The 23952-nt window shown below is 56.1% G+C and carries 24 protein-coding genes and 2 riboswitches; of the genes, 15 read left to right on the top strand and 9 right to left on the bottom strand.

The annotated features are described in order from the left end of the window. Positions 1 to 4: 4 nt before the first annotated feature. The gene (locus TR2A62_RS11495) at positions 5 to 415 is read left to right on the top strand and encodes a hypothetical protein (protein ID WP_009159782.1); all 411 of its coding nucleotides are present in this window, start codon (positions 5 to 7) and stop codon (positions 413 to 415) included. A 4-nt stretch (positions 416 to 419) separates the two neighbouring features. Here the strand turns inward: TR2A62_RS11495 and TR2A62_RS11490 are convergent, their stop codons facing one another. Beyond that, positions 420 to 1289 (bottom strand): branched-chain amino acid aminotransferase, encoded by an 870-nt coding sequence (locus tag TR2A62_RS11490; RefSeq protein WP_009159301.1) that lies wholly within the window; start codon positions 1287 to 1289, stop codon positions 420 to 422. Positions 1290 to 1440: 151 nt separating this feature from the next. Between TR2A62_RS11490 and TR2A62_RS11485 the strand changes: the two genes are divergently transcribed. From TR2A62_RS11485 to TR2A62_RS11455, 7 genes are all read left to right on the top strand, one after another. Continuing rightward, entirely contained in the window at positions 1441 to 1956 is a 516-nt protein-coding gene (locus TR2A62_RS11485) for a MarR family winged helix-turn-helix transcriptional regulator (protein WP_009158977.1), read from the top strand. Beyond that, entirely contained in the window at positions 1949 to 2644 is a 696-nt protein-coding gene (locus TR2A62_RS11480) for a response regulator (protein ID WP_009159386.1), read from the top strand. The genes TR2A62_RS11485 and TR2A62_RS11480 overlap by 8 nt, the downstream gene beginning before the upstream one ends. Positions 2645 to 2668: 24 nt before the next feature. Beyond that, entirely contained in the window at positions 2669 to 3595 is a 927-nt protein-coding gene (locus tag TR2A62_RS11475; RefSeq protein ID WP_009160614.1) for a histone deacetylase family protein, read from the top strand. Then, the gene (locus TR2A62_RS11470) at positions 3592 to 3831 is read left to right on the top strand and encodes an exodeoxyribonuclease VII small subunit (protein WP_009157337.1); all 240 of its coding nucleotides are present in this window, start codon (positions 3592 to 3594) and stop codon (positions 3829 to 3831) included. The genes TR2A62_RS11475 and TR2A62_RS11470 overlap by 4 nt, the downstream gene beginning before the upstream one ends. 25 nt (positions 3832 to 3856) lie before the next feature. Next, a complete protein-coding gene (locus TR2A62_RS11465; RefSeq protein WP_040820660.1) occupies positions 3857 to 4681 on the top strand; it encodes a polyprenyl synthetase family protein in 825 nt (274 codons plus the stop codon). Between the two features lie 13 nt (positions 4682 to 4694). Beyond that, entirely contained in the window at positions 4695 to 6623 is a 1929-nt protein-coding gene (gene dxs, locus TR2A62_RS11460; protein ID WP_009158949.1) for a 1-deoxy-D-xylulose-5-phosphate synthase, read from the top strand. Between the two features lie 62 nt (positions 6624 to 6685). Then, positions 6686 to 7321: a hypothetical protein gene (locus TR2A62_RS11455; RefSeq protein WP_009158360.1), complete on the top strand. Its 636-nt coding sequence runs from the start codon at positions 6686 to 6688 to the stop codon at positions 7319 to 7321. On the opposite strand, the gene TR2A62_RS11450 is transcribed toward TR2A62_RS11455, so the two are convergent. The 5 genes from TR2A62_RS11450 to TR2A62_RS11430 all read right to left on the bottom strand — a co-directional run bounded on the left by TR2A62_RS11450 (position 7302) and on the right by TR2A62_RS11430 (position 12994). Then, on the bottom strand, positions 7302 to 8156 hold the full coding sequence (locus TR2A62_RS11450) for an SDR family oxidoreductase (RefSeq protein WP_009160275.1): 855 nt from the start codon (positions 8154 to 8156) through the stop codon (positions 7302 to 7304). The genes TR2A62_RS11455 and TR2A62_RS11450 overlap by 20 nt on opposite strands. Then, positions 8153 to 8935, bottom strand: a complete 783-nt coding sequence (locus TR2A62_RS11445) for a carnitinyl-CoA dehydratase (RefSeq protein WP_009159440.1) — start codon at positions 8933 to 8935, stop codon at positions 8153 to 8155. The genes TR2A62_RS11450 and TR2A62_RS11445 overlap by 4 nt, the downstream gene beginning before the upstream one ends. Further along, on the bottom strand, positions 8932 to 10941 hold the full coding sequence (locus TR2A62_RS11440) for an acetate--CoA ligase family protein (protein ID WP_009160934.1): 2010 nt from the start codon (positions 10939 to 10941) through the stop codon (positions 8932 to 8934). Before TR2A62_RS11440 ends, TR2A62_RS11445 begins: the two co-directional genes overlap by 4 nt. A gap of 4 nt (positions 10942 to 10945) precedes the next feature. Further along, positions 10946 to 12109 carry an acyl-CoA dehydrogenase family protein gene (locus TR2A62_RS11435; RefSeq protein WP_009158104.1) on the bottom strand — a complete coding sequence of 388 codons (1164 nt, stop codon included), beginning with the start codon at positions 12107 to 12109 and terminating at the stop codon, positions 10946 to 10948. A 129-nt stretch (positions 12110 to 12238) separates the two neighbouring features. Continuing rightward, the gene (locus TR2A62_RS11430) at positions 12239 to 12994 is read right to left on the bottom strand and encodes a class II aldolase and adducin N-terminal domain-containing protein (protein WP_009160814.1); all 756 of its coding nucleotides are present in this window, start codon (positions 12992 to 12994) and stop codon (positions 12239 to 12241) included. Positions 12995 to 13115: 121 nt separating this feature from the next. Here TR2A62_RS11430 and ade point away from each other — a divergent pair, with 121 nt between their 5' ends. The 4 genes from ade (at position 13116) to TR2A62_RS11410 (ending at position 17766) form a co-directional block, all read left to right on the top strand. Then, complete coding sequence (ade, locus tag TR2A62_RS11425; RefSeq protein WP_009157419.1) at positions 13116 to 14912, top strand: adenine deaminase; 1797 nt, start codon at positions 13116 to 13118, stop codon at positions 14910 to 14912. Next, complete coding sequence (locus TR2A62_RS11420) at positions 14912 to 16390, top strand: AMP nucleosidase (RefSeq protein WP_040820658.1); 1479 nt, start codon at positions 14912 to 14914, stop codon at positions 16388 to 16390. Before ade ends, TR2A62_RS11420 begins: the two co-directional genes overlap by 1 nt. Before the next feature lie 134 nt (positions 16391 to 16524). Continuing rightward, positions 16525 to 16812 carry an HU family DNA-binding protein gene (locus TR2A62_RS11415; protein ID WP_009160007.1) on the top strand — a complete coding sequence of 96 codons (288 nt, stop codon included), beginning with the start codon at positions 16525 to 16527 and terminating at the stop codon, positions 16810 to 16812. A 78-nt stretch (positions 16813 to 16890) separates the two neighbouring features. Continuing rightward, a complete protein-coding gene (locus TR2A62_RS11410) occupies positions 16891 to 17766 on the top strand; it encodes a DMT family transporter (protein ID WP_009160569.1) in 876 nt (291 codons plus the stop codon). On the opposite strand, the gene aroC is transcribed toward TR2A62_RS11410, so the two are convergent. Beyond that, complete coding sequence (gene aroC, locus TR2A62_RS11405) at positions 17763 to 18863, bottom strand: chorismate synthase (RefSeq protein ID WP_009159716.1); 1101 nt, start codon at positions 18861 to 18863, stop codon at positions 17763 to 17765. The genes TR2A62_RS11410 and aroC overlap by 4 nt on opposite strands. Positions 18864 to 18964: 101 nt before the next feature. Then, a riboswitch (TPP riboswitch) is annotated at positions 18965 to 19075 on the top strand. Between the two features lie 35 nt (positions 19076 to 19110). On the opposite strand from aroC, the gene TR2A62_RS11400 reads away from it, so the two are divergent. From TR2A62_RS11400 to TR2A62_RS11390, 3 genes are read left to right on the top strand one after another with little or no spacing between them, the layout of a single operon-like run. Beyond that, the gene (locus TR2A62_RS11400; RefSeq protein ID WP_040820656.1) at positions 19111 to 20091 is read left to right on the top strand and encodes a thiamine ABC transporter substrate binding subunit; all 981 of its coding nucleotides are present in this window, start codon (positions 19111 to 19113) and stop codon (positions 20089 to 20091) included. Further along, positions 20067 to 21614, top strand: a complete 1548-nt coding sequence (locus TR2A62_RS11395; RefSeq protein ID WP_009160798.1) for a thiamine/thiamine pyrophosphate ABC transporter permease ThiP — start codon at positions 20067 to 20069, stop codon at positions 21612 to 21614. Before TR2A62_RS11400 ends, TR2A62_RS11395 begins: the two co-directional genes overlap by 25 nt. Next, a complete protein-coding gene (locus TR2A62_RS11390) occupies positions 21601 to 22293 on the top strand; it encodes an ATP-binding cassette domain-containing protein (protein ID WP_009158838.1) in 693 nt (230 codons plus the stop codon). Before TR2A62_RS11395 ends, TR2A62_RS11390 begins: the two co-directional genes overlap by 14 nt. On the opposite strand, the gene TR2A62_RS11385 is transcribed toward TR2A62_RS11390, so the two are convergent. Together TR2A62_RS11385 and TR2A62_RS11380 are read right to left on the bottom strand one after the other, a co-directional pair. Further along, positions 22290 to 22721: a 6,7-dimethyl-8-ribityllumazine synthase gene (locus TR2A62_RS11385; RefSeq protein ID WP_009160041.1), complete on the bottom strand. Its 432-nt coding sequence runs from the start codon at positions 22719 to 22721 to the stop codon at positions 22290 to 22292. The genes TR2A62_RS11390 and TR2A62_RS11385 overlap by 4 nt on opposite strands. Before the next feature lie 79 nt (positions 22722 to 22800). Further along, positions 22801 to 22936: riboswitch (FMN riboswitch) on the bottom strand. A 154-nt stretch (positions 22937 to 23090) separates the two neighbouring features. After that, on the bottom strand, positions 23091 to 23948 hold the full coding sequence (locus tag TR2A62_RS11380) for a cytochrome c1 (RefSeq protein WP_009160415.1): 858 nt from the start codon (positions 23946 to 23948) through the stop codon (positions 23091 to 23093). Positions 23949 to 23952: the final 4 nt, after the last annotated feature.

Below are 23952 nucleotides of genomic sequence, written 5' to 3'. Positions count from 1 at the left end.
ATATGTGACAGGCAAGGACGAATGGCATGACGAGCACGGCCCCAAGATCGAGCTAGTAGAATGGCAGGGGGTTGTCGAAGCGGACCCATCAATGGAAATGCGAAGCGAAGCCGTGGCAAATTTGGGGGATGGCAAGCAGCTGATCGCTCATGACGAGACAATGGCTGTATGGCTCGACCACGATGGCGAAGTGCACATGTGGCTTCATCTGTTTGAGGGCAATGTTGTGGGCAAGAATCCGCAGCCTGACGCAATCGACAAAATGCATGCCCTAAGCGTAGTGTTTGATGCCAAACTGATCGGAGATGAGGGCGAGCACTATGATGCAGATGGCACTGCGACCTATCCTGAATTTAAAGTGCTAGAGACGCAAAAGGCCGGAGCGATGCCCCGGCCTTGGTGGAAGTTTTGGTGAGCGTTCAGACGCGAACGAGCTTCTCGTAGCTTTCCGAGATGTCGCGGGTCAGGGCGCCAACTTCAAAGTTGTAGTCACCGATCTGGCCAACGGGTGTGACCTCGGCCGCGGTGCCGGTGAGCCAGCACTGCTCAAAGCCTTCGAGTTCTTCCGGCATGATCACACGCTCGTGGACGGTGACGACTTTTTCCTTAAGCATACCGATAACCGTCTGGCGGGTGATGCCGTTTAGGAATGCGTCTGCGTCGGGCGTATGCACTTCGCCGTCTTTGACAAAGAAGATGTTGGCGCCAGTCGCTTCGGCGACGTAGCCGCGATAGTCGAACATCATCGCATCAGAACAGCCTTTGGCTTCGGCTGCGTGCTTGGACATTGTCGCGATCATATAGAGACCGGCGGCTTTGGCCTGTGACGGTGCGGTTTCAGGTGACGGGCGTTTCCATTTGGCAATGTCGAGCTTGGCGCCCTTCATTTTCGCGTCGCCATAGTAGTTGCCCCATTCCCAACAGGCGACCGCCATGTGGACTGGGTTCTTGGCCGAAGCGACACCCATATCTTCGCCTGCTCCACGCCATGCAACCGCGCGAACGTAGGCGTCGGTCAGACCGTTGGCGTCGAGAGTGGCCTGTTTGGCAGCCTCGATTTCATCAACCGAATACGGGATTTCAAAATCGATCAGGTTGCCCGAGGTGATCAAACGTGCAGAGTGTTCGCGCGACTTAAAGATCTTGCCTGAGTAGCACCGCTCGCCTTCGAAAACGGACGAGGCGTAGTGCATCGCATGGGTAAGAATGTGGACGTTCGCGTCACGCCATTCGACCAGCTGGCCATCCATCCAGATTTTTCCGTCACGATCATCATATGCACCGGCCATGGTCTTCTCCTCTCAGTTTTGCATTTGTTTCGCATAAACGTCCGTACCGGACATAATATTTCGCAAAATCTGATGATTGCTAGCGATTGATTCTTGGAATGTCAACAACACTGACGTATCGTCGAGACAAGACAATATAGGGAGGGGCCTCGTGGGAGAAACGATTGGACCCATCGGCGGCGAAAGTTTGTTGTTCCTTACGGACGACCAACTGCGCAAGGGAATCGAGGCGATGTTTTTCGCCTACCGTGGTTTTACGGCGGATCCCGACCGTATCCTTGCTGACAAAGCGTATGGTCGCGCGCATCACCGCGCTGTGCATTTTATTCATCGCAGTCCGGGCACAACGGTTAACAATCTGTTGTCGATCCTTGGTGTGACCAAGCAATCGCTTAATCGTGTATTGCGGACCTTGATCCAAGACGGTTTGGTTGAGAGCAAGGTTGGTCAAAAAGACAAACGTGAACGTCACTTGTTTTTGACAGAGGCGGGAGCGGCTCTGGAGGCTGAGTTGTCAGATGCCCAAAGGGATCGCATGCGCGCGGCATATCGTGCGGTTGGTCCCGAGGCAGTTTCGGGGTTCCGTCAAGTGCTCGAGGCTATGATGGATAAAGAGATGCGCGCCCATTATCGCGCAATGACAGAGACGGGACAGACACATGGATGATGCGCATCTCTTGATCGTGGATGACGACGAACGGATCCGGGGGCTTTTGCAAAAGTTCCTGATGCGGAAGGGGTTTCTCGTGAGTGCAGCGCGCGATGCCGCCCACGCGCGGCGCGTCCTGTCGGGACTAGAGTTCGATATGATCGTGTTGGATGTCATGATGCCTGGCGAGGACGGTTTGAGCCTCTGTCGCGGTATTCGTGAAACCATGAGCACGCCAATTTTGCTGCTGACAGCAAAGGGCGAGACAGACGATCGGATCACAGGGCTTGAGGCGGGCGCAGATGATTATTTGGCCAAACCGTTCGAGCCCAAAGAGTTGTTGTTGCGGATCAATGCGATCCTGCGCCGCGTGCCCGCGACGGATCAGGCGGCGGCGTTGCCTAAGGTGCTGCATCTGGGTGGTGTCCGCTATGACATCGAGCGGGGCGAATTGTGGGCTGGTGAAGAACTGGTGCGTCTTACAGCAACTGAAAGCCAACTGATGCGGATATTCTCTGGCCAACCTGGCGAGCCGGTAAGTCGTGCCAAGCTGGTCGAGGATTTGGGTCGCGACACAGGGCAAGCCCAAGAGCGCGCAGTCGATGTCCAGATCACACGTTTGCGACGCAAGTTAGAGGCTGACCCAAAGCAGCCCCGCTATTTGCAGACGGTACGTGGTGCTGGCTATATGTTGGCACCTGACTAACCAATCATCAAAAGGGGACATGCGATGGCGACTGCGTTGATTGCGCATGACGATTGTTATGACCACGTGACACCACCCGGACACCCAGAACAGGTGGCCCGTTTAGATGCGGTTTTGGGTGCTCTCAAGGATATGGATCTGGTTCGCGTCGCAGCCCCAATGGCGGCTGAGGCTGACCTGCTGCGCATCCATCCCCAAGAACACGTTGATGCCGTGCGGGCTGCAGCTCCGTCCGAAGGCTGGCGGTCGCTGGATGCGGATACGCATATGTCCGTGGGATCTCTCGCGGCGGCCTACCGTGCAGCCGGTGCCAATGTGCGAGCGGTAGATATGGTGTTGGGGGGCGAGGTGCAAAACGCCTTTGCCGCTGTCCGCCCACCAGGGCATCACGCAGAACGCACGACGCCGATGGGATTTTGTCTATTCGGGTCGGTCTCTATTGCCGCTAAACATGCGCTGGATCACCACGGTTTAAAGCGCGTGGCGATCGTCGATTTTGATGTACACCACGGCAATGGCACGCAGGATTTGTGTGAAGATGATGCGCGCATTCTGTTCTGCTCTACCCATCAGATGCCATTGTACCCTGGAACAGGTCACGCCCACGAGGATGGCGCGTACGGAAACGTGCTAAACGTACCTCTTCCTGATGGCGCAGGATCCAAAGCATTTCGAGATGCGATGGAACGCTTGGTTCTGCCAGCGGTCGACGCATTTAAGCCCGAACTTCTGCTGATTTCCGCAGGATTTGATGCACATGCAGATGATCCATTGGCGGGGATGCGATTGGTCGAGGATGACTTTGCGTGGGTGACCGAGCAGTTGTGTGACCTCGCGGATCGGCATTGTCAGGGACGGGTCGTATCGACTCTGGAAGGTGGATATGATTTGGAAGCATTGGCTGCATCGACCGCAGCCCATGTTCAGGTTTTGAAGGAGCGCGGCGCATGAGCGAGACAGCAGTTGCAGAGATGAGCTTTGAAGAGGCGATGAGCGCACTTGAAGCGGTTGTGGGTCAGCTGGAACGCGGAGACGTGCCGCTTGAGCAGTCGATCACGCTGTATGAACGCGGGGCCGAGCTTAAGGCGCATTGCGAAACTAAGCTGAAAGAAGCCGAGGAAAAAGTTGCCAAGATCACGCTGAACGAAGCGGGTCAGGCGACAGGGACTGCGCCTCTCGAGGGATAGAACCGTGACGGTATTCAAGACAGCAATGGCCGACGCGGCATCGCGGATCGAGGCGCGGATTGATCAAGTCCTGACGCCTGATGATCCGCTGATTGAGCCGATGGGTCACGCGTTGCGCGGTGGCAAAATGTTTCGTGCGTTTCTGGTGCTCGAAGGGTCGCGGCTCCACGGTGTTGACGAAGCGGTCGCACTGGACGCTGCGATGGCGATTGAATGTATCCACGCCTATTCGCTGGTCCACGATGATTTGCCCTGCATGGATGATGACGACCTGCGACGCGGTCAGCCGACGGTCCACAAAAAGTGGGACGAAGCAACGGCGGTTCTGGTGGGTGACAATTTGCAGTCACTGGCGTTTCAATTGATTACAGGACCGGGTTTGGGCGGTGCGATTGCGCAACGGCTGGCCGTGGATGCCCGTACGATGGTCAAAGGGCAGATGTTGGATATCGCTGCTGAGACGGCAGCGACACCACTGACGCTGGATCAGATTATTGAGCTGCAACAACACAAGACTGGTGCATTGATCAAATGGGCAGCTGTTGCGGGACCTTTGATGGCGGGGGCGGATATAGGTCCGATGAGCCGTTATGCTGACGCATTGGGCCTCGCGTTCCAGATCGCTGATGATCTGCTGGATGTTGAGGGCGATGTGGCGACTGTGGGCAAGGCTGTGGGCAAAGACAACAACGCTGGCAAAGCGACCTTTGTTTCGTTGCTGGGGCTTGATGAGGCGAAACGCCGCGCCACAGATTTGGTACAAGAGGCGCAAGATACCCTAAATGAATATGGGACAGAGGCGGATGTACTGCGTGAGGCAGCTGCGTTCGTCGTGTCCCGCAAAAAGTAAGAAAGCGATAGCCATGACAGATCGCCCCCACACACCCACGCTAGACCGCGTTGTCACACCGACTGATATGAAGTCGATGAGCGCTGCAGAGCTGTGCCGTCTCGCCGATGAAGTGCGCCAAGAGACGATTAGCGCAGTGTCTGTGACTGGCGGGCATTTGGGTGCAGGTTTAGGTGTTGTTGAGCTGACTGTCGCATTGCACGCGGTTTTTGACACACCAAAGGACCGGATCATTTGGGACGTCTCGCATCAGTGTTATCCGCACAAAATTCTGACAGGGCGGCGCGACCGGATCCGCACGTTGCGCCAAAGAGACGGACTGAGCGGTTTTACCAAGCGTAGCGAAAGCCCCTATGATCCCTTTGGCGCGGCCCATTCGAGCACGTCGATCTCTGCGGCTCTAGGCTTTGCCGTTGCGCGTGATCTGGGCGGTGCGCCCGAGCATGGCCTGGGCGATGCGATTGCAGTGATTGGTGACGGATCGATGAGCGCAGGCATGGCCTATGAGGCGATGAACAATGCGGGTCATTTAAAAAAGCGGATGATTGTCATTCTGAACGACAACGAAATGTCGATCGCCCCACCCGTCGGTGCGATGTCGTCGTATCTGAGCCGTCTTTACGCCGGTGCGCCATTTCAAGAATTGAAGGCCGCAGCCAAAGGTGCGGTGTCGTTGCTGCCCGAACCGTTTCAGCTCGGGGCAAAACGCGCCAAGGAAATGCTGAAGGGTATGACCGTTGGTGGCACATTGTTCGAAGAGTTGGGTTTCTCATATTTGGGTCCAATCGATGGACACGACATGGAGCAGTTGTTGGGTGTGTTGCGGACGGTCAAAGATCGCGCCACAGGCCCAATCCTGATCCACGCGATCACGAAAAAGGGCAAAGGCTATGCCCCCGCTGAGGCGGCCAGTGACAAAGGGCACGGTGTGTCCAAGTTCGATATGGTCACTGGAGAGCAGAAAAAAGCACCAAGCAATGCGCCGAGCTATACCTCGGTGTTCTCTAAGGCGTTGCTGGACCTCGCGGCCAAGGATGACAAGATTTGTGCTGTCACCGCTGCGATGCCCGATGGGACGGGGCTCAAACAATTCATGGATCGGTATGCTTCGCGCTGTTTCGATGTGGGGATTGCAGAACAGCACGCGGTGACATTCTCTGCTGGTTTGGCGGCAGGTGGCATGCGCCCGTTCTGTGCACTGTATTCGACATTCCTACAGCGCGGGTACGATCAGGTTGTGCATGATGTTGCAATCCAGCGACTGCCTGTGCGTTTCGCGATTGATCGCGCTGGGCTTGTTGGTGCGGATGGCGCGACACATGCGGGTGCATTTGATGTTGGCTTCCTCTCGAACCTACCGGGGTTTGTGGTCATGGCGGCGGCGGACGAGGCAGAACTAACGCGCATGGTTGTGACTGCGGCCCAACATGATGAAGGCCCGATTGCGTTCCGTTTCCCGCGCGGCGAAGGCGTTGGGGTAGAGATCCCCGAGGATGCAAAGCCGATTGAGATCGGCAAAGGCCGGATGATCCGCGAGGGCAAAGGCGTCGCAATCCTGTCATTTGGCACCCGCTTGCAAGAGGTCGAAGCCGCCTGTGAAGCATTGGCGGCACGCGGCATTACGCCAACAATTGCAGATGCGCGATTTGCCAAGCCACTGGACCGCGAGATGATCCTGAAGCTGGCAGCGGACCATGAGGCACTGATCACAGTGGAAGAGGGCGCGATAGGTGGTTTTGGCAGCCATGTTGCCCAGCTGCTTGCTGACGAAGGCGTGTTTGACCATGGGCTGAAATATCGGTCGATGGTGTTGCCTGATACCTTTATCGATCAGGCGGGACCGCGCGACATGTATTCGGTTGCCGGACTTAATTCCGAGCATATCGAAGCAAAGGTTCTAGATGTTCTAGGCATTGCTGATTTGGGTGCGGCTCGGGCGTGACGGCACGTCAGGGTCGCCACATCGGCTGAATTAGTCTCTGATCCGACTATAGGAGACTTACGATGAACCCAGTGCTGATATTCCGATGGATCGCCTTTTTGCTAGCTGCGGTCTTCTGCCTGCGTGTTGTGTTTCTGTCTGACTACGCAGGTGGTGTTGGCCCATTCCGGTATCTGACGATCTGGGCGCTGTTCATGTCATTTTGGTCCGTCAGCCGATTGATTGCACAACACGAGGGCCGCACAGCGCGCCGTTGGGATGGGCTCATTGCGGCTACGGCAGTTATGAACACAATGGTCGTATTTCTCTATTGGCGGCTCTATTTTGCGGATCCTCTTTCTGTGACGGACGATGGCGAACTGGGCGCATGGGACATGGAGCTATATTTGCACGGATTGGGGCCAGCGATTCAGATTTTTGATGCTCTGTTCTTGCGGCGGGCCTTTGGCGCCGTGGGCGAGGCAGTTATCTGGCTGACTGGGACAATTGCCGTATACCTGACGTGGAGCGAGTTGGTCGTCAGCGCATTGCATGCCAAACCGTTGGGTACAGTGACCAGCGGACTGCCGTATCCGTTTCTCAACAACATGGAAATCGGGGAACACGCGATGTTCTACGGCGTGAACATTGTCATCGCGTTCATTTTCCTAAGCGTGTTTGTCCCGATAGCTTGGCTGGTCAAACGTTTTCGATTTTGAGCAGTGCAGCTAGCCCGTCTCGATAGGTTGGGTATTTCAGTGCCACGCCGAGTTCGTCCTTAATCCGATCATTTCGCACCTTTTTGGATTCCGCATAAAAGCTGCGCGCCATTGGCGTCATGTCGGCGGTTTCAAAATCCAAGGCAGGCGGGATAGGCATATCGAGCAATTCAGCAGCATGAGCGATCACGTCTTCGGGTGGGGCGGGATCGTCGTCACACATGTTGTAGATCGCACCGGGATTGGGCCGTTCGATCGATGCAGCAAGGATCTGTGCAATGTCTTCGACATGGATGCGGCTAAAGACTTGGCCCTGTTTGATGATGCGTCGCGCTGTGCCATTGCGCACTTTTGCAAACGGTCCACGACCGGGCCCGTAGATGCCAGCGAGACGAAAAATATGGAGAGGTAGCTGAGGGATCGTTTGCCAATCGGCCTCTGCCTCGACCCTTCCTAGGCCACGTTTTGTCGAAGGCGTCAGGGCGGTGTTTTCGTCCACCCAGTCGCCATTGTGGTCGCCATAGACGCCAGTTGTCGACAGATATCCCGCCCATTCTAGTTTTGGTGCGATCTCAGTAATTTCGTCTCTAAATTGGCGCAAAACGGGGTCACCTTCGGCGTCGGGCGCCGCAGAGATCAACAAGTGCGTTGCTGCATTCAGTGCCGGAGCGAGGTTCGCACCCGGCCAAACCCGAGGCTCAATTCCATCGGCCATCAATGTGGCTGCTTTGTCCTCGGACCGAGTGGTGCCGATGATACGCCAATCGAGTGGCAGGATCCGAGCAAGCGCTTGGGCTGAGTACCCGTGACCGAAAGAGAGCAGTGTTTTGGTCATTTTCCGGTCCAGACGGGATCGCGTTTTTCGGCAAATGCGCGAGCGCCTTCAAGCTGGTCGTCGCTGGTGTAAAGCCGCGCAATGCTGGGCAATTGCGATCGGGTAATACGGTTCATTGTGTCTTGGAATTTTGCGTCTTCCGCATCGCGAACGACTTCTTTGATGGCGGCATAAACAAGCGGGGGGCCCGATGCGAGAAGGCGGGCGAGTTCCCATGCTTGGTCCATGAGGTCACTACCGGGATAGACGTGATTGATCAGCCCCCAATTCAACGCCTCGGTTGTGTTGAACCAACGTCCGGTCAGCAGCAGTTCCATCGCGATGTGATAGGGAATGCGTTTCGGCAGCTTGACCGAGGCGGCATCAGCTACCGTGCCGGACCGGATTTCAGGAAGCGCAAAGCTGGCGTGATTGGCAGCGAGGATGATGTCCGCACTCAGCGCCAATTCGAGACCGCCGCCACAGCAGATACCATTGACCGCCGCGATGACGGGTTTGTTCAGGCCGGGTAATTCTTGAAGCCCACCAAAGCCACCCAGTCCATAATCCCCATCTACTGCGTCGCCATCTGCCGCTGCCTTGAGATCCCATCCTGGACAAAAGAATTTGTCGCCACCCCCTGTGATGATGGCCACACGCAGATCGGGATCATCGCGAAAATCGGCAAACACCTCGCCCATGATGCGGCTGGTTGCGAGGTCGATGGCGTTCGCCTTGGGGCGGTCTAGCGTAACCTCCAGAATGGCACCGTCGCGGCGGGTTTTGATCAGATTGGTCATGGCATGTCCTGTCGGATGAGAGCGTCTGCAACGACGCAGCGGGATTTTGTGCAGATCAAAGGGTTGATTTCCAGCTCTTCGAGCGTCTCTGCGTGTTTTGTGACATATGTTTGGATGCGGGCAAGCGTATCAAGCAATAGATCCAGATCAATCGGTTCACTACTGCGGTACCCAGTCAGAACAGGGTAGATCCGCAGCTGTTCAATAGCCCGTTTCAATGTGTCGCGCGAAGCTGGGATCAAGACCGAAGTGGTATCAGACATCAGTTCAGTTAGGGTGCCGCCCGCACCAACGGTCAAGACAAACCCGTGCGCAGGGTCTTTGACGACGCCGACCAAAAGTTCGACTAGTGCACCTGTGATCATCTCTTCTATACGGACGGGGCCGTCGCGGAGCGTTTGCAATGATTGGGCCAGCGCGGCCTGATCCGCGATGTTGAGGGCAAGCGCGTTTTCACCGGACTTGTGGGCAAGACCCATCACCTTGGCCACCACTGGAAAAGCTATGTTGGGCAGATCCGAGCGGTCACTCAAGATCACGCCATTGGGTGTGTCGAGACCTGCCGCAGTAAGGTTTGTTTTAGCCTGATGTTCAGATAGCGTTGGCCGTATCTGCGGTTCGGACGGAAGCAAAACTGCCTCATTTTCAGGCGTATTAGTAACTGAAGCGCTTACCGCAGCAAGGGTCTCTGACAGGCCCTGCATCGGGGCCACGCCTGAATTCATCAGTGTCTGGGCGACATCGGACGGCATCAACTCGGACAGCGTCGCGGTGATCGCAACAGGACCACCGGTCGCCTGTTGGACGTCAATCGCGGCACCTGTCGCACAGGTCCAATCGGTCGCATCCGTGGTCGGGTAGTCGACGATGCTCATCGTTAGCGCGACTTCGTCGCTATTGATCGCCGCCCATGCACTGGCCATCGCCGCCTGATCGCGCCAGATATACGTATGGTAATCGAGCGGATTGGCGAGCGCGACTTTGGGGCCGAGCGCTGCGCGGAGATCAGATGCCTGCGTGTCGTTGAGCGGTGGAAAGCCGACGCCGTAGTCCAGCGACAGATCTGCGGCCAATGACGCCTCGCCCCCTGAACAGCTAATCGACGCGATGTTGTGGGATTTGAGAGGTCCGGTGACATGCAAGAGTTTGAGCGCCTCAAGCAGTTCTGGAAGCGTCTTGACCCGTCCGATACCGAGCCGCGCCAAGAGAGCACCGGCGCCAGCATCACCACCGGCAAGCGAGGCGGTGTGAGAGACAGCCGCGGCTTGAGCTTGGGCGGATTTCCCAACCTTGAGCGCTACAAGAGGGATGTTCTTGGCCGCGGCCGTTTGGGCCAGTGCCTCCCATGCGCGCAGATCAGTGAACCCTTCGATGTGAAAGCCGATTGCAGTTACACGATCATCATCTAGCAGAGTTGTTGCGATCTCAGCCATCGAACTCTGGGCCATGTTCCCGCAGGTCACCATATAGGCAATGGGCAGGTGGCGTTGTTGCATCGTCAGGTTGATTGCGATGTTTGATGATTGGGTCAGAATGGCAACGCCGCGATCTACACGGGTCATGCCATGCTGGTCGGGCCACAAGATAGCACCATCAAGTGCATTGATGAATCCGTAGCAGTTCGGGCCAAGGATTGGCATGTCGCCCGCAGCGGCAAGAAGCCGTTGTTGAACGTCTGTACCGTTTGCGTCTTCTGCCTGAGCCTCGGCAAATCCGGATGCAAAGCACACGGCGCCGCCCGCGCCCATGCGCGCCAAACGCTCGACCGCACCAACGGTGGCGTCGCGGTTGATGCCGACGAATACGGCGTCGGGCGGTTCCGGCAGATCAGGCGCACCTTTGACCGCAGGCAGACCTGCGATCGTGGTTTTGCTAGGGTGAACGGGATAGATATTGCCCGAAAACCCGAGCATTTGTGCCTGTTTTATGACAGCCTCGCCCCATGCCCCACCGCCGATGACGGCGATGGATTTAGGGCGCAACAAGCGAGAGAGATCGCGCGCCATCGGGTCAGGCCCCGAGCGGGCGCAACAGGTCACGCGTGATGATGTGTCGCTGAATTTCTGACGTACCGTCCCAAATACGTTCAACCCGGGCATCGCGCCAGAACCGTTCGAGCGGATAGTCGTCCATTAGCCCCATGCCGCCATGAATTTGGATCGCTGCGTCTGTCACACGGGCAAGCATTTCACTGGCGTATAGTTTGGCGCTGGCGATCTCTCGGTTTGATGGTAGCTTTTGATCGAGCCGGTCTGCTGCTGCGAGTGTGAGCAAGTCTGCGGCGTCAATCTCGGTAATCATGTCGGCGATTTGAAATCCGACGCCCTGGAATTTGCCAATCGGCTGTCCGAATTGCTCGCGCTGTGCAGCGTAATCTAGCGCATAGTCAAACACGCGCCGCGCACGGCCGACACACATCGTCGCAACGGTGATACGAGTGGCGTAGAGCCATGTGTTCATGACTTCAAATCCGCCATCCACTTCACCCAAGACTTGGGCATCGGGCAGGCGACAGTCGTCAAATTCAAGGATCATGTTTTGGTAGCCGCGGTGCGAGACGGATTTATAGCCGTCACGAATGGTGAAACCGGGGGTGCCGCGATCTACGAGGAACGTTGTGATCCGCTTTTTGGGTCCTCGTGGGGTCTGATCCTCGCCAGTGGCAACAAAGACGATCACAAAATCGGCGTGTTCGGCACCAGAGATAAAGTGTTTAGTGCCGTTGAGAACCCAATCGCCCCCGTCACGCACCGCACTGCATTTCATGCCGCGGACATCCGAACCCGCACCTGGTTCGGTCATGGCGAGCGCATCCATTCTCTCACCACGTACAGCAGGCATCAGATAGCGTTCGATTTGGTCATCCTTGCAGGCCATCAGAATGTTCTGCGGACGACCAAAGAAGTGGTTGAGCGCCATTGAGCCACGTCCCAGTTCGCGTTCTACCAGCGCGAAATCGACATGGTTTAGGCCGGCACAACCGACGTTTTCAGGAAAGTTACAGGCGTAGAAACCTAGCTCGATCGTCTTGCGTTTGATCTCTTGTGCGATCTCTGTGGGGACTGTGCCGGTACGTTCAACAAGCTCTTCGTGGGGGTAGATTTCGTTTTCGACAAAGCTGCGGACAGTGTCTGCAATCATGATTTGTTCGTCGTTTAGGCCATAGGTGGACATAGCAGAACCTTTTGAAAAGAGTGAAATTAGGCAGTGTTAGAGCCTATTTCGCCGTCCCAAACGCCGTGTACTGGTCCATTTTGTAAGATCATCGCAAAAGTTCATTTGCAGACCTTTGCAGGTGTTGGGTCATTGTGCATAGTTTGACCCTTCTTCATCGAGGATCAACCGCAGCTCGGCGAGGTGCCGCGCGTCCTGGTCAGGATAGCCCTCTAGTTCTTGGGCGGTTTTCTCAGCAATATCATCGGGCAGTACGCGCAATGGTTGACCGGTTTGAAGCGCGCGAATGTAGGTTTCGGCGGCGCGTTCAAAATAATAGAGCCGGTTAAAGGTTTCTGCGATGGTGTCGCCGATAATCATGATGCCGTGGTTGCCCATGATCATGACCTTTTTGCGTGGGTCAACAAACAGTGCTGCGCAACGCTCGCCTTCTTCTTCAAACGCCAAACCGCCATAGCCGTCATCGATCACATAGCGGTTAAAGAACGTGGCACAGTTCTGATCGATCGGAGGAAGGCGACTGTCTGCAAGGCTTGCTAGAACGGTCGCGTGGATCGAGTGCACGTGCATCGCGCATCGTGCATGGCGGCAATGCCGGTGGATACCGCCGTGCAAACCCCATGCGGTGGGGTCAGGTGCGTCGGGGCCAGACAACGTCTCGGGATTGTTGGCATCCACTGTGATCATGTCAGACGCTTTGATTCGCGAAAAATGCATCTGATTTGGGTTCATCAAGAATTGGGTGCCGTCTTCGTTGATGGCAAAGGAAAAGTGGTTGGCCACCCCTTCGTGGAGGTTCAGCCGCGCGGTCCAGCGAAACGCGGCGGCAAGGTCAACACGTTCGGCCCAATGATCCATATTCGGGTGCAAGTGCGTGACAGACATGATGCTCTCCTTTTGTTCGATGCCAGCGTCGCAGGAGAATCGTGGCGGCGCTAGTGAAAATGCGACAGAGGGTGTTGGATTTGGGTCTTGAAGACTGTGCGCGAATGGCCGAACGTTGGCTATGGAAAACACAACACCTAAAACTTGGGCCGAAAGTGCCGCGACATTGGTCGCGGTCGCATCGGGACGCGCCGCCGCTGATCTGGTGATCCGTGCAGGGCAGGTCGTAAATGTTCACACGCGCGAAGTGCTAATTTGGCAGATTGCGATTGCCGAAGGGCGGTTCGCCTATGTCGGGCCTGATGCGAGCCACTGTATCGGCAAAAACACGAGGATCATTGATGCCGACGGGCGGTATGTAATCCCCGGTTTGTGCGATGGTCATATGCATATTGAAAGTGGGATGCTCACCCCAGCCGAGTTTTCGGCAGCTGTGATCCCCCATGGTACGACGACGATGTTCACCGATCCACATGAGATTGCCAATGTATTGGGTCTGCGTGGTGTTCGTCTGATGCATGACGAAGCTCTTATGCAGCCAATCAATGTGTTTACCCAAATGCCAAGCTGTGCGCCCTCTGCGCCGGGGTTAGAGACGACAGGCTATGAAATTGGTCCCGACGACGTGACCGAGGCAATGGGTTGGCCCGGTATCATCGGATTGGGCGAGATGATGAATTTCCCGGGCGTGTCGAATGGCAGCCAACAGATGCTGGCCGAGATTGCGGCGACCCAAAACGCTGGCAAGACGGTCGGTGGGCATTATGCGTCGCCCGATTTGGGACCAGCATTTCATGCCTATGTTGCTGGTGGGCCTGCTGACGATCACGAAGGGACTTGTGAGGATGACGCTGTCGCGCGTGTTCGTCAGGGGATGAGGTCGATGATGCGATTGGGCAGCGCATGGTATGATGTCGAGACCCAGATCACCGCGATCACGGAACGGGGTCTGGATCCGCGCAACTTTATTCTATGCACTGACGATTGCCATTCTGGCACGCTGGTTAACGATGGGCACATGAACCGCGTTGTGCGCCATGCGATTGCGTGTGGATGCGATCCGCTGATTGCGTTGCAAATGGCGACGATCAACACCGCGACACATTTCGGGCTGGAACGGGAATTGGGCAGCATCGCGCCAGGGCGCCGAGGAGATCTGATCCTGACGTCGGATCTAGAGACCTTGCCGATAGAGCATGTCATCGCACGGGGGCAAACGGTGGCGCAAAATGGTGAAATCGCCGTGAGCTGTCCGCACCTCGATTGGCCAGAAGATGCACGGCAAACCGTCCACCTAGGTAAGACATTGAGCAAGGATGATTTTACAATCAAATCCACACGTGAGGTGGAAACAGCGCGCGTTATTGGCGTTGTCGAGAACCAAGCGCCAACCAAAGCGCTGACCGCTGAAATGATTGTCGAAAACGGCACTGTTTCAGCGCAAAACGGGATTTCTCAGATTGCCCTCGTTGAACGGCATCAGGGCACGGGTGGGGTCGTGAACGGCTTTGTCAGCGGGTTTGGTTACCAAGGCGACATGGCGATTGCGTCGACAGTCGCGCATGACAGTCACCATATGATTGTGGTTGGCAACAGTCGCCAAGACATGGCTCTGGCTGCAAACCGTTTGGGTGAAGTTGGCGGCGGTGTGACCGTTTGGAAAGATGGCAAAGAATTGGCTTTGGTTGAGTTGCCGATCGCCGGTCTTATGTCCGACAGTCCCGCGATCGAGGTGGCGGCAAAGGCAGACAAGATGGTGGCCGCAATGGTCGATTGCGGATGCACACTAAACAACGCGTATATGCAACATTCGTTGCTTGCTCTTGTGGTGATCCCAGAGCTTCGGATTTCTGATTTGGGGTTGGTGGATGTGACCACTTTTGAGCTAACTGAATTATTTGAGGAACCCACGACGTGATGACTGACCAAAACTTGCCTGTTGAATGCCCCAATGTAGCGGCACCCCAGAACTTTTTGGATCCGACGGCAGCAGTTGTTCGGCTGCGCGAGATTTATGAACAGTCCACTCGGTTCTTGAGCGAGCGTTTTAGTGATGTCCTCAACAACGGAGCGACGGGTCGTCGGTTTCGGGCATTCTACCCCGAGATCAGACTAACCACGACAAGCTATGCGGCGTCTGACAGCCGGCTTTCGTTTGGCCATGTCGCAACACCCGGTACCTATGCAACGACGGTGACCCGCCCTGATCTGTTTGAAGGGTATTTGATCCAGCAGATCGCGCTGTTGATGGAAAACCACGATGTCGATGTCACGATTGCTGCATCGACAACACCGATCCCTGTGCATTTCGCGGTCGCAAACGATGATAGTGTCACAATCCCACAAAACGGTGCCATGGATTTCACGTTGCGGGACGTGTTTGACGTGCCGGACCTATCGACCACCAACGATGACATTGTAAACGGCACTGGCGTTATGAACCCCGATGGTTCTGGCCCACTTGCGCCATTTACGGCGCAGCGCGTGGATTATTCGCTGGCACGTTTGTCGCATTACATGGCCACGGACCCATCACATTTTCAGAACCACATTTTGTTCACGAACTATCAATTTTATGTGGAAGAGTTTGAAGCATATGCACGTGCGCAGTTGGCCGATCCCAACAGCGGCTACACAAGCTTTGTCGGGCCGGGGAATGATGTCATCACCGATCCGAAACAGCCGATGAACACACCTGACAAATTGCCCCAAATGCCGACGTATCATCTGACGCGCGAAGGGCAGGGCGGCATCACGCTGGTCAACATTGGTGTGGGGCCGTCGAACGCAAAGACGGCGACAGATCACATTGCGGTTCTGCGGCCTCATGCGTGGCTGATGGTTGGGCATTGTGCGGGTCTGCGGAACTCTCAAAGCCTTGGCGATTTTGTGCTCGCCCACGCCTATCTGCGCGAGGATCACGTGTTGGATGATGACCTACCAGTTTGGGTGCCGATTCCTGCACTGGCCGAGATCCAAATTGCATTGGAAACTGCTGTGGCCAAAGTGACAGCGCTAGAAGGTTACGAGTTAAAGCGGATCATGCGGACGGGTACAGTTGCGACAATCGATAACCGCAACTGGGAACTGCGTGATCAATCAGGACCTGTGCAACGACTGAGCCAGTCCCGAGCTGTCGCGCTGGACATGGAAAGTGCGACGATCGCCGCCAATGGTTTCCGGTTTCGCGTGCCCTATGGCACACTGTTATGTGTGAGTGACAAGCCGCTGCACGGAGAGCTCAAGCTGCCCGGAATGGCGTCCGATTTCTACAAAACTCAGGTGTCACGGCATTTGCAAATCGGCATCCAAGCGATGGAACAGCTGCGCGAAATGCCGCTGGAACGCATCCACAGCCGCAAGTTGCGCAGTTTTGAAGAGACCGCGTTCCTCTAAAAAGCAAAAAATCGCCAAAAAACCACATTTTTTTGCGGCGAGCATTCGACATATCGTTGTGGTGTGACACCAGATACGGTTACAAATGCTGTAGTGAGGCCCAAATTGTGCGGGCAGATTAGGGAGACCAGAAAATGGTGAAACCAATGACAAAGACCCAGCTCGTCGCGGCGCTGGCCGAGGAAATGGGCGCAGACAAGAAAGCAGCAGGCGCAGCCCTGGATGCAGTATGCAACTTGATCACAACAGAAGTGTCCGGAGGTGGTGCCGTTACTCTTCCTGGCGTTGGCAAGATTTATTGCCGTGAGCGTCCAGAGCGCATGGTGCGTAACCCAGCAACGGGTGAGCAGATCAAGAAAGACGCTGACAAGGTCGTCAAAATGACAATCGCCAAAGCGTTGAAAGACAGCGTGAACGGCTAAGTCGTTTGGGGGTTGCCCCCCAATAGAGTTTTTAAGAGGGTCGCCATAACTGGCGGCCCTTTTTCGTGAGGCGAAAGCGTGGATTTCAAGTCGATCTTTCTAGGTTTGGTGTTCGTGTTTCTGTGGTCGTCCGCGTTCACGTCCGCACGGATGATCGTGATGGACGCACCGCCCTTTGCCGCTCTGGCGATACGGTTCGTATTGTCGGGTGTCGTAGGATTGATGATCGCGCGATGGATGGGCCAAAGCTGGCGACTGACGCCTGCGCAATGGCGGGCGACGGTGATCTTTGGGATTTGTCAAAACACCATCTATTTGGGTCTCAATTTTTACGCAATGCAAACGGTCGAAGCCTCGCTCGCGACGATCATCGCGGCGGCGATGCCTTTGGCTGTCGCTGTGATTGGCGTGGTCGTATTGCGTGACCGTCTACCGCTGTTGGGAATCGTCGGTTTGATCGCGGGGATCACCGGTGTCGCGATCATTATGAGCGCGCGCATCAGTGGCGGCGTCGATCTGATTGGCGTTGCGTTGTGCTTTGTCGCGATGGTGTCATTGGCTGTGGCTACATTGATGGTGCGCAGTGCGTCGTCGGGTGGAAATCTGATGACAGTGGTTGCGATGCAAATGTTGCTGAGCGCTGCGCTGCTTGCAGTCGTGTCTGGCTTGACCGAGTTCCCAATCACGGTGAACTGGACGCCGCGGCTGATTACCGCATTTCTCTACACGACGTTTTTCCCCGGTCTATTGGCGACGTGGATTTGGTTCGTCCTCGTTGGTTGTATTGGCGCCGTCAAAGCGGCGGCTTACCACTTTCTCAACCCAGTGTTCGGGGTCGCTGTAGCGGCGGTGCTGTTGGGCGAGGCATTGAGCTGGCTAGACTTTGTAGGGGTGTTGATCATCGCAGGCGGAATTCTGGCCGTGCAATTGTCAAAACAACAAAAGCTGCCTTAGCCGATTGATCCTTGGTTCTCTCCGACCTGACCGCGGTGCATCAGTATGTGATCCAGCAGAACGCAGGCCATCATGGCCTCGCCCACAGGAACAGCGCGGATGCCAACGCAGGGGTCATGACGCCCCTTGGTGATGATGTCGGTTTCTTGCCCAGACTTGGTGATCGTCTTGCGAGGGGTTGTGATCGATGACGTCGGCTTTACAGCAAAACGCACGACGACGTCTTGACCTGTGGAGATTCCACCAAGAATGCCGCCAGCGTGGTTGTCAGAATAGATCGGGCCGTCTGGCCCCATGCGAATTTCATCGGCGTTGTCAGTACCCATCAAAGTGGCGGCAGCCATACCTTCGCCAATTTCGACACCTTTGACGGCGTTGATCGACATCATGGCAGCGGCCAGATCAGTGTCTAGCTTGGCATAAATTGGTGCGCCAAGCCCGATTGGCATGTTGCGGGCCGTGACTTCTATGACTGCACCCACGCTGTTTTGCGATTTGCGAATGCCGTCTAGGTAGGCTTCCCATTCCGTGGCTGCGTCATTGCTGGGCACCCAGAACGCGTTTTGGCCAATGGCGTCCCAGTCGAATGCATCACGGTCAATATGCTTCTCTCCCATCTGCACCATGTAGCCGGTGATTTTCAGATCGGGGGCCAGTATTTTGATCGCCTCGCGGGCAATGCCGCCAGCCGCAACACGGGACGCTGTTTCGCGCGCCGAGGACCTGCCACCACCGCGGTAGTCGCGGATCCCGTATTTTTGCCAATAGGTAATATCGGCATGACCCGGGCGGAATTTCTCGATGATATCGCCATAGTCCTTGGACCGCTGATCAGTGTTTTCGATCAGCAGTTGGATCGGAGTGCCAGTGGTCACACCTGCAAATACTCCAGACAGGATTTTGACGGCGTCCGGTTCTTTGCGCTGGGTTACGTTTTTGCCGGTGCCGGGTTTGCGCATATCCAGCCAGTGCTGCAGAATCTCAGGCGTGACGGGCACGCCCGGAGGGCATCCGTCAACGGTCGCACCAATGGCGGGTCCGTGGCTTTCGCCCCAAGTGGTGACACGGAAGAGGTGGCCGAAGCTGTTGTATGACATGACACGTATCCTTTGCCCTTTTTGGATTAAGCGGTTGGCGCGCTGCTCTCAAGCGGTTTTGGCACGCGGGCTTGATGCTGTGTCCAATTGGCGCTAGATCAATTCGTACCTCGGGGGGCCATCCGAGCGATTGGATGGCTGAGATGCAATGATGCGGACCCGTTGAACCTGAACCGGTTAAGACCGGCGGAGGGAAGGTAAGACATTGTTCTTTCCCCACCTGCGTCTGGCTATTTTGGAGAGAGACATGAAATACGTTTTGACTTCTGTAGCGGGACTGATGTTTGCGACCACGGCTGTGGCGGACACTCCTGTACTGACAGTATATGCCCCTGACTACTTTGGCTCTGAGTGGGGTCCTGGCCCTGCGATCGAGGCTGCATTCGAGGCAGAATGCGCCTGTGATTTGGAATTTGTGACAGGCGATGTACTGCCTCGGTTGCTGCTAGAGGGCGCACGGACGGATGCTGATGCCGTGATTGGTCTGAACACTGACGTGACCAAAAAGGCCCGCGAGAGCGAGCTGTTTGGCCCACACGGATTGGACACAACCGACCTGACAATGCCGATTGAATGGACGGACGACACGTTTGTTCCGTTCAACTGGAGCTATGTCGCATTCATCTACGACAACACAAAGATCGACACGCCCCCTACCAGCTTTGACGCATTGCTCGAGATGGCAGACGTGAAACTGGTCATTCAAGACCCGCGGTCATCGGCCTCTGGTCTGGCGCTGCTGTTGTGGGTCAAAGCGGTCTATGGCAAAGAGGCTGGAGCCGCTTGGGAAAAGATGGCGCCACAGATTCTGACTGTGACCCAAGGCTGGTCCGAGGCGTACGGCATGTTCACCGATGGCGAAGCAGACATGGTTCTGTCTTATACAACGTCACCGGCCTATCATCTGATTGCCGAGGATGACGCGACCAAATCGGCCGCAATCTTTGACGAAGGTCATTATTTCATGGCCGAGGTCGTGGGTAAGATCGCAACGACGGATCAGCCAGAGCTGACAGATCAGTTCATGGCGTTCATCCTGTCGGAGGCGTTCCAGTCGATCATTCCAGAGGGCAACTGGTCGTTCCCTGCAAAGCTCGACGCATCCAGGTTGCCAGAGAAGTTCGGCCTGTTGGGTATGCCTGAGACAGCAATCTTCTACGACGAAAACGAAGCAGATGCATTGCGCGAACCGGCGCTGGACGAGTGGCTCGCCGCCCTGTCCCGTTAAACCGCCGCTACGGTGGCTGGACCGGAGCGGCATGCGCCGCTCTGGTTCTATTCCTGACGCTGGGTACATTGATCGCTGTTGCGATGCGTGCTGAAGGGGCGTCAGCATTGCGGCCCAATGATTGGGCTGCTGTTCGTTTCACAATTTGGCAGGCGGTTGTTTCAGCGGCGATCAGTGTTGTGCTGGCCGTTCCGGTTGCGCGTGCGCTGGCGCGGCGGCAATTCTGGGGACGTGGCGCGTTGATCACCATCCTTGGGGCGCCATTTATCCTACCTGTGATTGTCGCCGTTTTGGGATTGATTGCGGTTTTCGGTCGGTCTGGTGTCTTGGCCTCGGTCATGGGTTGGCCGATCTCGGTCTTTGGCATTCATGGCGTGATCTTGGCGCATGTGTTTTTTAACCTGCCGTTGGCGACGCGGTTGATCCTGCAAGGGTGGCTATCGATCCCCGCCGAACGGTTCAAACTGGCGGCCTCGTTGGGTGCAGATGTGGGGGTCGTGTTGGAACGCCCTATGTTGCGCGATGTGGTGCCGGGGGCGTTCATGGTCATCTTTTTGATCTGCCTGACCAGCTTTGCCATTGCGCTCACATTGGGCGGTGGGCCGCGCGCGACAACGGTTGAATTGGCAATCTATCAGGCTTTTCGGTTCGAATTCGATCTTGGCAAAGCAGCGAGCCTTGCAGGGATCCAAGTCCTGTTGTGCGTTATGGGTGCGGCGCTGTCATTATGGGTCGCAGTCCCTAAGATGTCGGGCGTCGGCTTGGATCGAACAGTGCGCCGCTGGGACGGCGGTCACTGGGGTATCGATGCTTTTTGGCTTGGGATAATCACTGTTTTCCTATGCCTTCCTTTGATCTTGATTGTGCTCGACGGTGCTTCGAGCGTGTCTGCTTTGCCCAACAGCGTTTGGGATGCAGCGATGCGATCGGTGGTCATCGCGGTACTTTCGGCGTTTCTGGCATTGGCCGTTTCCTTGTCGTTGGCAGTTTGGATTGTTCAGTTGCCGTGCAAGACGGGGCGCTGGGTCGAAGGGATGGGATTTTTGCCCCTGACGATGTCACAACTGGTGATGGGAACTGGGTTGTTTCTGATCATTTTTCCTTTTGCCAAACCTAGCGATTTGGCGCTGGTGGTGACTGGGTTGGTCAACGCAGTTGCCACTGTACCGTTCGCCCTGCGCGTTTTGGTTCCAGCCGTTCGCGACGTTGAGCAGGGATATGGCAGATTGGCGGATGCACTGGGGCTGCGGGGATTGGCGCGGTTGCGGTTCCTTATCTTGCCAAGGATGCGCAGGCCATTGGGGTTTGCAGGCGGGCTGGCCGCCGCGCTGAGCATGGGTGATCTTGGGGTGATCGCGCTCTTTGCTGTGCCGGGTGGTGCGACATTGCCGATGGCGGTCTACCGATTGATGAGTGCCTACCGCATGGAAGAGGCTGCAGGGGCGGCGCTGGTCCTGCTGGCGCTAAGCCTATTGTTGTTCTGGTTGTTTGATAGAGGAGGTCGCGCCGATGCTGAGACTTGAGGCTGTGAAAGTTGTACAGGGCGCGTTTTCGTTGGATGCGAACCTCAGCGTTGCCGCTGGTCAGCGCGTGGCCGTGATCGGCCCCAGCGGTTCGGGGAAATCAACGCTGTTGAACGTGGTCGCTGGGTTTGTTGATTTGACGCAAGGCCGGATCTTTTGGGACGGCGTGCAGATTGATGGGGTGGCACCCCATGCGCGACCGATTGGCTTTGTCTTTCAGGACAATAATCTGTTCCCGCATTTGACTGTGGCACAAAACGTTGGACTGGGAATCGCGCCCAAGCTGCGCCTGTCGGATGCGCAAACTGTTGATGTTGAGAATGCGTTGGCCCGAGTTGGATTGGGCGGCATGGGTGCGCGCAAACCGTCCGAGCTGTCTGGAGGGCAACAAAGCCGCGTCGCGTTGGCCCGTTTGGTATTGTCCCGCGCACCGTTGGTTTTGTTGGACGAGCCGTTTGCAGCACTTGGTCCCGCGCTCAAAGTCGAGATGATGGATTTGCTGGTCGAGGTGTTGGTCGAAACCGGGGCGGCAATGCTGATGGTCACGCACGATCCACAAGACGCGCGACATATCGCGGATCAGGTGATCCTAGTGATTGAGGGCGTTGCTGATGCTCCGGTGGCGACAGACGCGCTGTTTGCAAATCCGCCCGCAGCCTTGGCCGCCTATTTGGGTTAGGCGACTGACGCGTGTGTTTGGGTGATAGCAAGCGTTGCAGACGCGGCCTCGCGACCTTTGGTGACAAAGTGATCGCTGTAGATTGCCATGTGATGGTCTGTCTCTTGGAAATGATGCGGTGTGAGCGAAACCGAGAGGACAGGAACCCCTGTTTTCATGCCCGCCTGCATCAATCCATCAACCACAGCTGCGGCAACAAAATCATGGCGGTAGATGCCACCATCAACGACAAGCGCAGCACAGATCACGGCATCGTAGCGGCCTGTTTCAGCAAGCTTTTGCGCCATCAGAGGCATTTCGAATGCGCCCGGGACATCATAGACGTCGATGTCGGTCGCTGGGATCAGCTCTTGGAAACCAGCCAAAGACTGATCGACAATATCAGAGTGCCAGTTCGCCTTGACGAATGCATAGCGGATGTGCGTCATTTCTTAGCTCCTTTGGCCCATCAAACACGTCACCAGAGGCGATCACGATCCAACTGATTCCACAGAATGCGGGGCCAAAGATCGTTCTCTTTCATCCAGACTATACTGTCGGCTCGGGCATCTCACCCGATCTGCTGACCCTCGATTGAGGCGCTCGCGGGCTCATGTTTCCATATACCGCCGGTGGGGAATTTCGCCCCGCCCTGAGAACAGTTTCTATCTGACGTGCGGGGGGCGGATTCGCAAGGCGCATGCGGACGCTTTGACGTCGAGTTACGACATCCCGTTGCGTCGCGATATGGGGGGCCAAGAAAAAGGCCCCCGACGATGACGTCAGAGGCCTAGAAACATCAGCAGTTTAGGCTGTGCCTATTTCTTTTTGCCTTTGTGTGGCGCCCAGAGCTTCTTGTTCGTGAGGTAGAGCAACACGGACAAAAGCGTCAGGAAAATCACACCAGTCATGCCTGCCTGTTTACGTGCAGCGAGCTTGGGCTCGGCTGTCCACATCAGGAAGGCTGCGACGTCTATGGATACATCCTCGAGCGAAGCAGAGTGACCGTCAGCATATTCTACGTCATCGCCATAGAGAGGCTGTGACATGCTGATCCAGCTGCCAGGGTATTTGTGGCTGCCGTCTTCGTTCTTGCATTCGTCAGGATAGCCGCCGACTGCAAATACGGTGTTGTAAGAGCCGTCCATGTCGTCAGGTGCGCAAGAGGGTGGATCTTCGTAACCGGTCAACAGTGACGCGATATACTCGGGGCCGCCCATGCCATTGAGGAACTGGTTGATGCCAAGACCGTAAGGTCCGTGGAAACCAGCGCGTGCTTTGGCCATCAATGACAGGTCTGGTGCTGCGGCAGATGTCACAGCAGGGAAGTTGTCAGATGGGATGGCTGGGCGGAAGTCGCCTTCGCCATCAAACAGGGTTGGGTCCCAGACTTCGTAGAAATCTGCGTATGCGCGAACCTGATCTTCGGGCAGGCCGGGGCCGCCGTCATCATGCAGGGTGCGAAGAGGCACAAATTTCAGACCGTGACAGGCCGAACAGATTTCAGTGTAGACCTGAAGGCCACGCTGAAGCTGCATCTGGTCGTATGTGCCGAACATACCCTCAAAAGAGAATTCGTAGTTCGTCACGTGAGAGTCGCCACCGCCAGCAGCAAGAGCTGGCGATGCAGCGAAGCCCAAAGCCACGGCAGCGGAGAGTGTGAGTGTACGGATCATTTGC

Source organism: Thalassobium sp. R2A62 (assembly GCF_000161835.1).
GTDB lineage: Bacteria > Pseudomonadota > Alphaproteobacteria > Rhodobacterales > Rhodobacteraceae > Thalassobium.
Note: the sequence above shows the minus strand (reverse complement) of the source record. Positions and strands in the feature narration are given on the sequence as shown.

What these genes read in the sequence shown, in the direction of transcription:
- TR2A62_RS11480 (WP_009159386.1), top strand. Translation starts at nt 1,949, where the DNA reads ATGGATGATGCGCATCTCTTGATCGTGGATGACGACGAACGGATCCGG.
- TR2A62_RS11385 (WP_009160041.1), bottom strand. Translation starts at nt 22,721, where the DNA reads ATGACGCACATCCGCTATGCATTCGTCAAGGCGAACTGGCACTCTGAT.
- TR2A62_RS11430 (WP_009160814.1), bottom strand. Translation starts at nt 12,994, where the DNA reads ATGTCTGTCACGCACTTGCACCCGAATATGGATCATTGGGCCGAACGT.
- TR2A62_RS11490 (WP_009159301.1), bottom strand. Translation starts at nt 1,289, where the DNA reads ATGGCCGGTGCATATGATGATCGTGACGGAAAAATCTGGATGGATGGC.
- dxs (WP_009158949.1), top strand. Translation starts at nt 4,695, where the DNA reads ATGACAGATCGCCCCCACACACCCACGCTAGACCGCGTTGTCACACCG.
- TR2A62_RS11465 (WP_040820660.1), top strand. Translation starts at nt 3,857, where the DNA reads ATGGCCGACGCGGCATCGCGGATCGAGGCGCGGATTGATCAAGTCCTG.
- TR2A62_RS11475 (WP_009160614.1), top strand. Translation starts at nt 2,669, where the DNA reads ATGGCGACTGCGTTGATTGCGCATGACGATTGTTATGACCACGTGACA.
- aroC (WP_009159716.1), bottom strand. Translation starts at nt 18,863, where the DNA reads ATGTCATACAACAGCTTCGGCCACCTCTTCCGTGTCACCACTTGGGGC.
- TR2A62_RS11390 (WP_009158838.1), top strand. Translation starts at nt 21,601, where the DNA reads ATGCTGAGACTTGAGGCTGTGAAAGTTGTACAGGGCGCGTTTTCGTTG.
- TR2A62_RS11420 (WP_040820658.1), top strand. Translation starts at nt 14,912, where the DNA reads ATGACTGACCAAAACTTGCCTGTTGAATGCCCCAATGTAGCGGCACCC.
- TR2A62_RS11455 (WP_009158360.1), top strand. Translation starts at nt 6,686, where the DNA reads ATGAACCCAGTGCTGATATTCCGATGGATCGCCTTTTTGCTAGCTGCG.
- TR2A62_RS11445 (WP_009159440.1), bottom strand. Translation starts at nt 8,935, where the DNA reads ATGACCAATCTGATCAAAACCCGCCGCGACGGTGCCATTCTGGAGGTT.
- TR2A62_RS11450 (WP_009160275.1), bottom strand. Translation starts at nt 8,156, where the DNA reads ATGACCAAAACACTGCTCTCTTTCGGTCACGGGTACTCAGCCCAAGCG.
- TR2A62_RS11380 (WP_009160415.1), bottom strand. Translation starts at nt 23,948, where the DNA reads ATGATCCGTACACTCACACTCTCCGCTGCCGTGGCTTTGGGCTTCGCT.
- TR2A62_RS11400 (WP_040820656.1), top strand. Translation starts at nt 19,111, where the DNA reads ATGAAATACGTTTTGACTTCTGTAGCGGGACTGATGTTTGCGACCACG.
- TR2A62_RS11440 (WP_009160934.1), bottom strand. Translation starts at nt 10,941, where the DNA reads ATGGCGCGCGATCTCTCTCGCTTGTTGCGCCCTAAATCCATCGCCGTC.
- TR2A62_RS11470 (WP_009157337.1), top strand. Translation starts at nt 3,592, where the DNA reads ATGAGCGAGACAGCAGTTGCAGAGATGAGCTTTGAAGAGGCGATGAGC.
- TR2A62_RS11415 (WP_009160007.1), top strand. Translation starts at nt 16,525, where the DNA reads ATGGTGAAACCAATGACAAAGACCCAGCTCGTCGCGGCGCTGGCCGAG.
- ade (WP_009157419.1), top strand. Translation starts at nt 13,116, where the DNA reads ATGGAAAACACAACACCTAAAACTTGGGCCGAAAGTGCCGCGACATTG.
- TR2A62_RS11435 (WP_009158104.1), bottom strand. Translation starts at nt 12,109, where the DNA reads ATGTCCACCTATGGCCTAAACGACGAACAAATCATGATTGCAGACACT.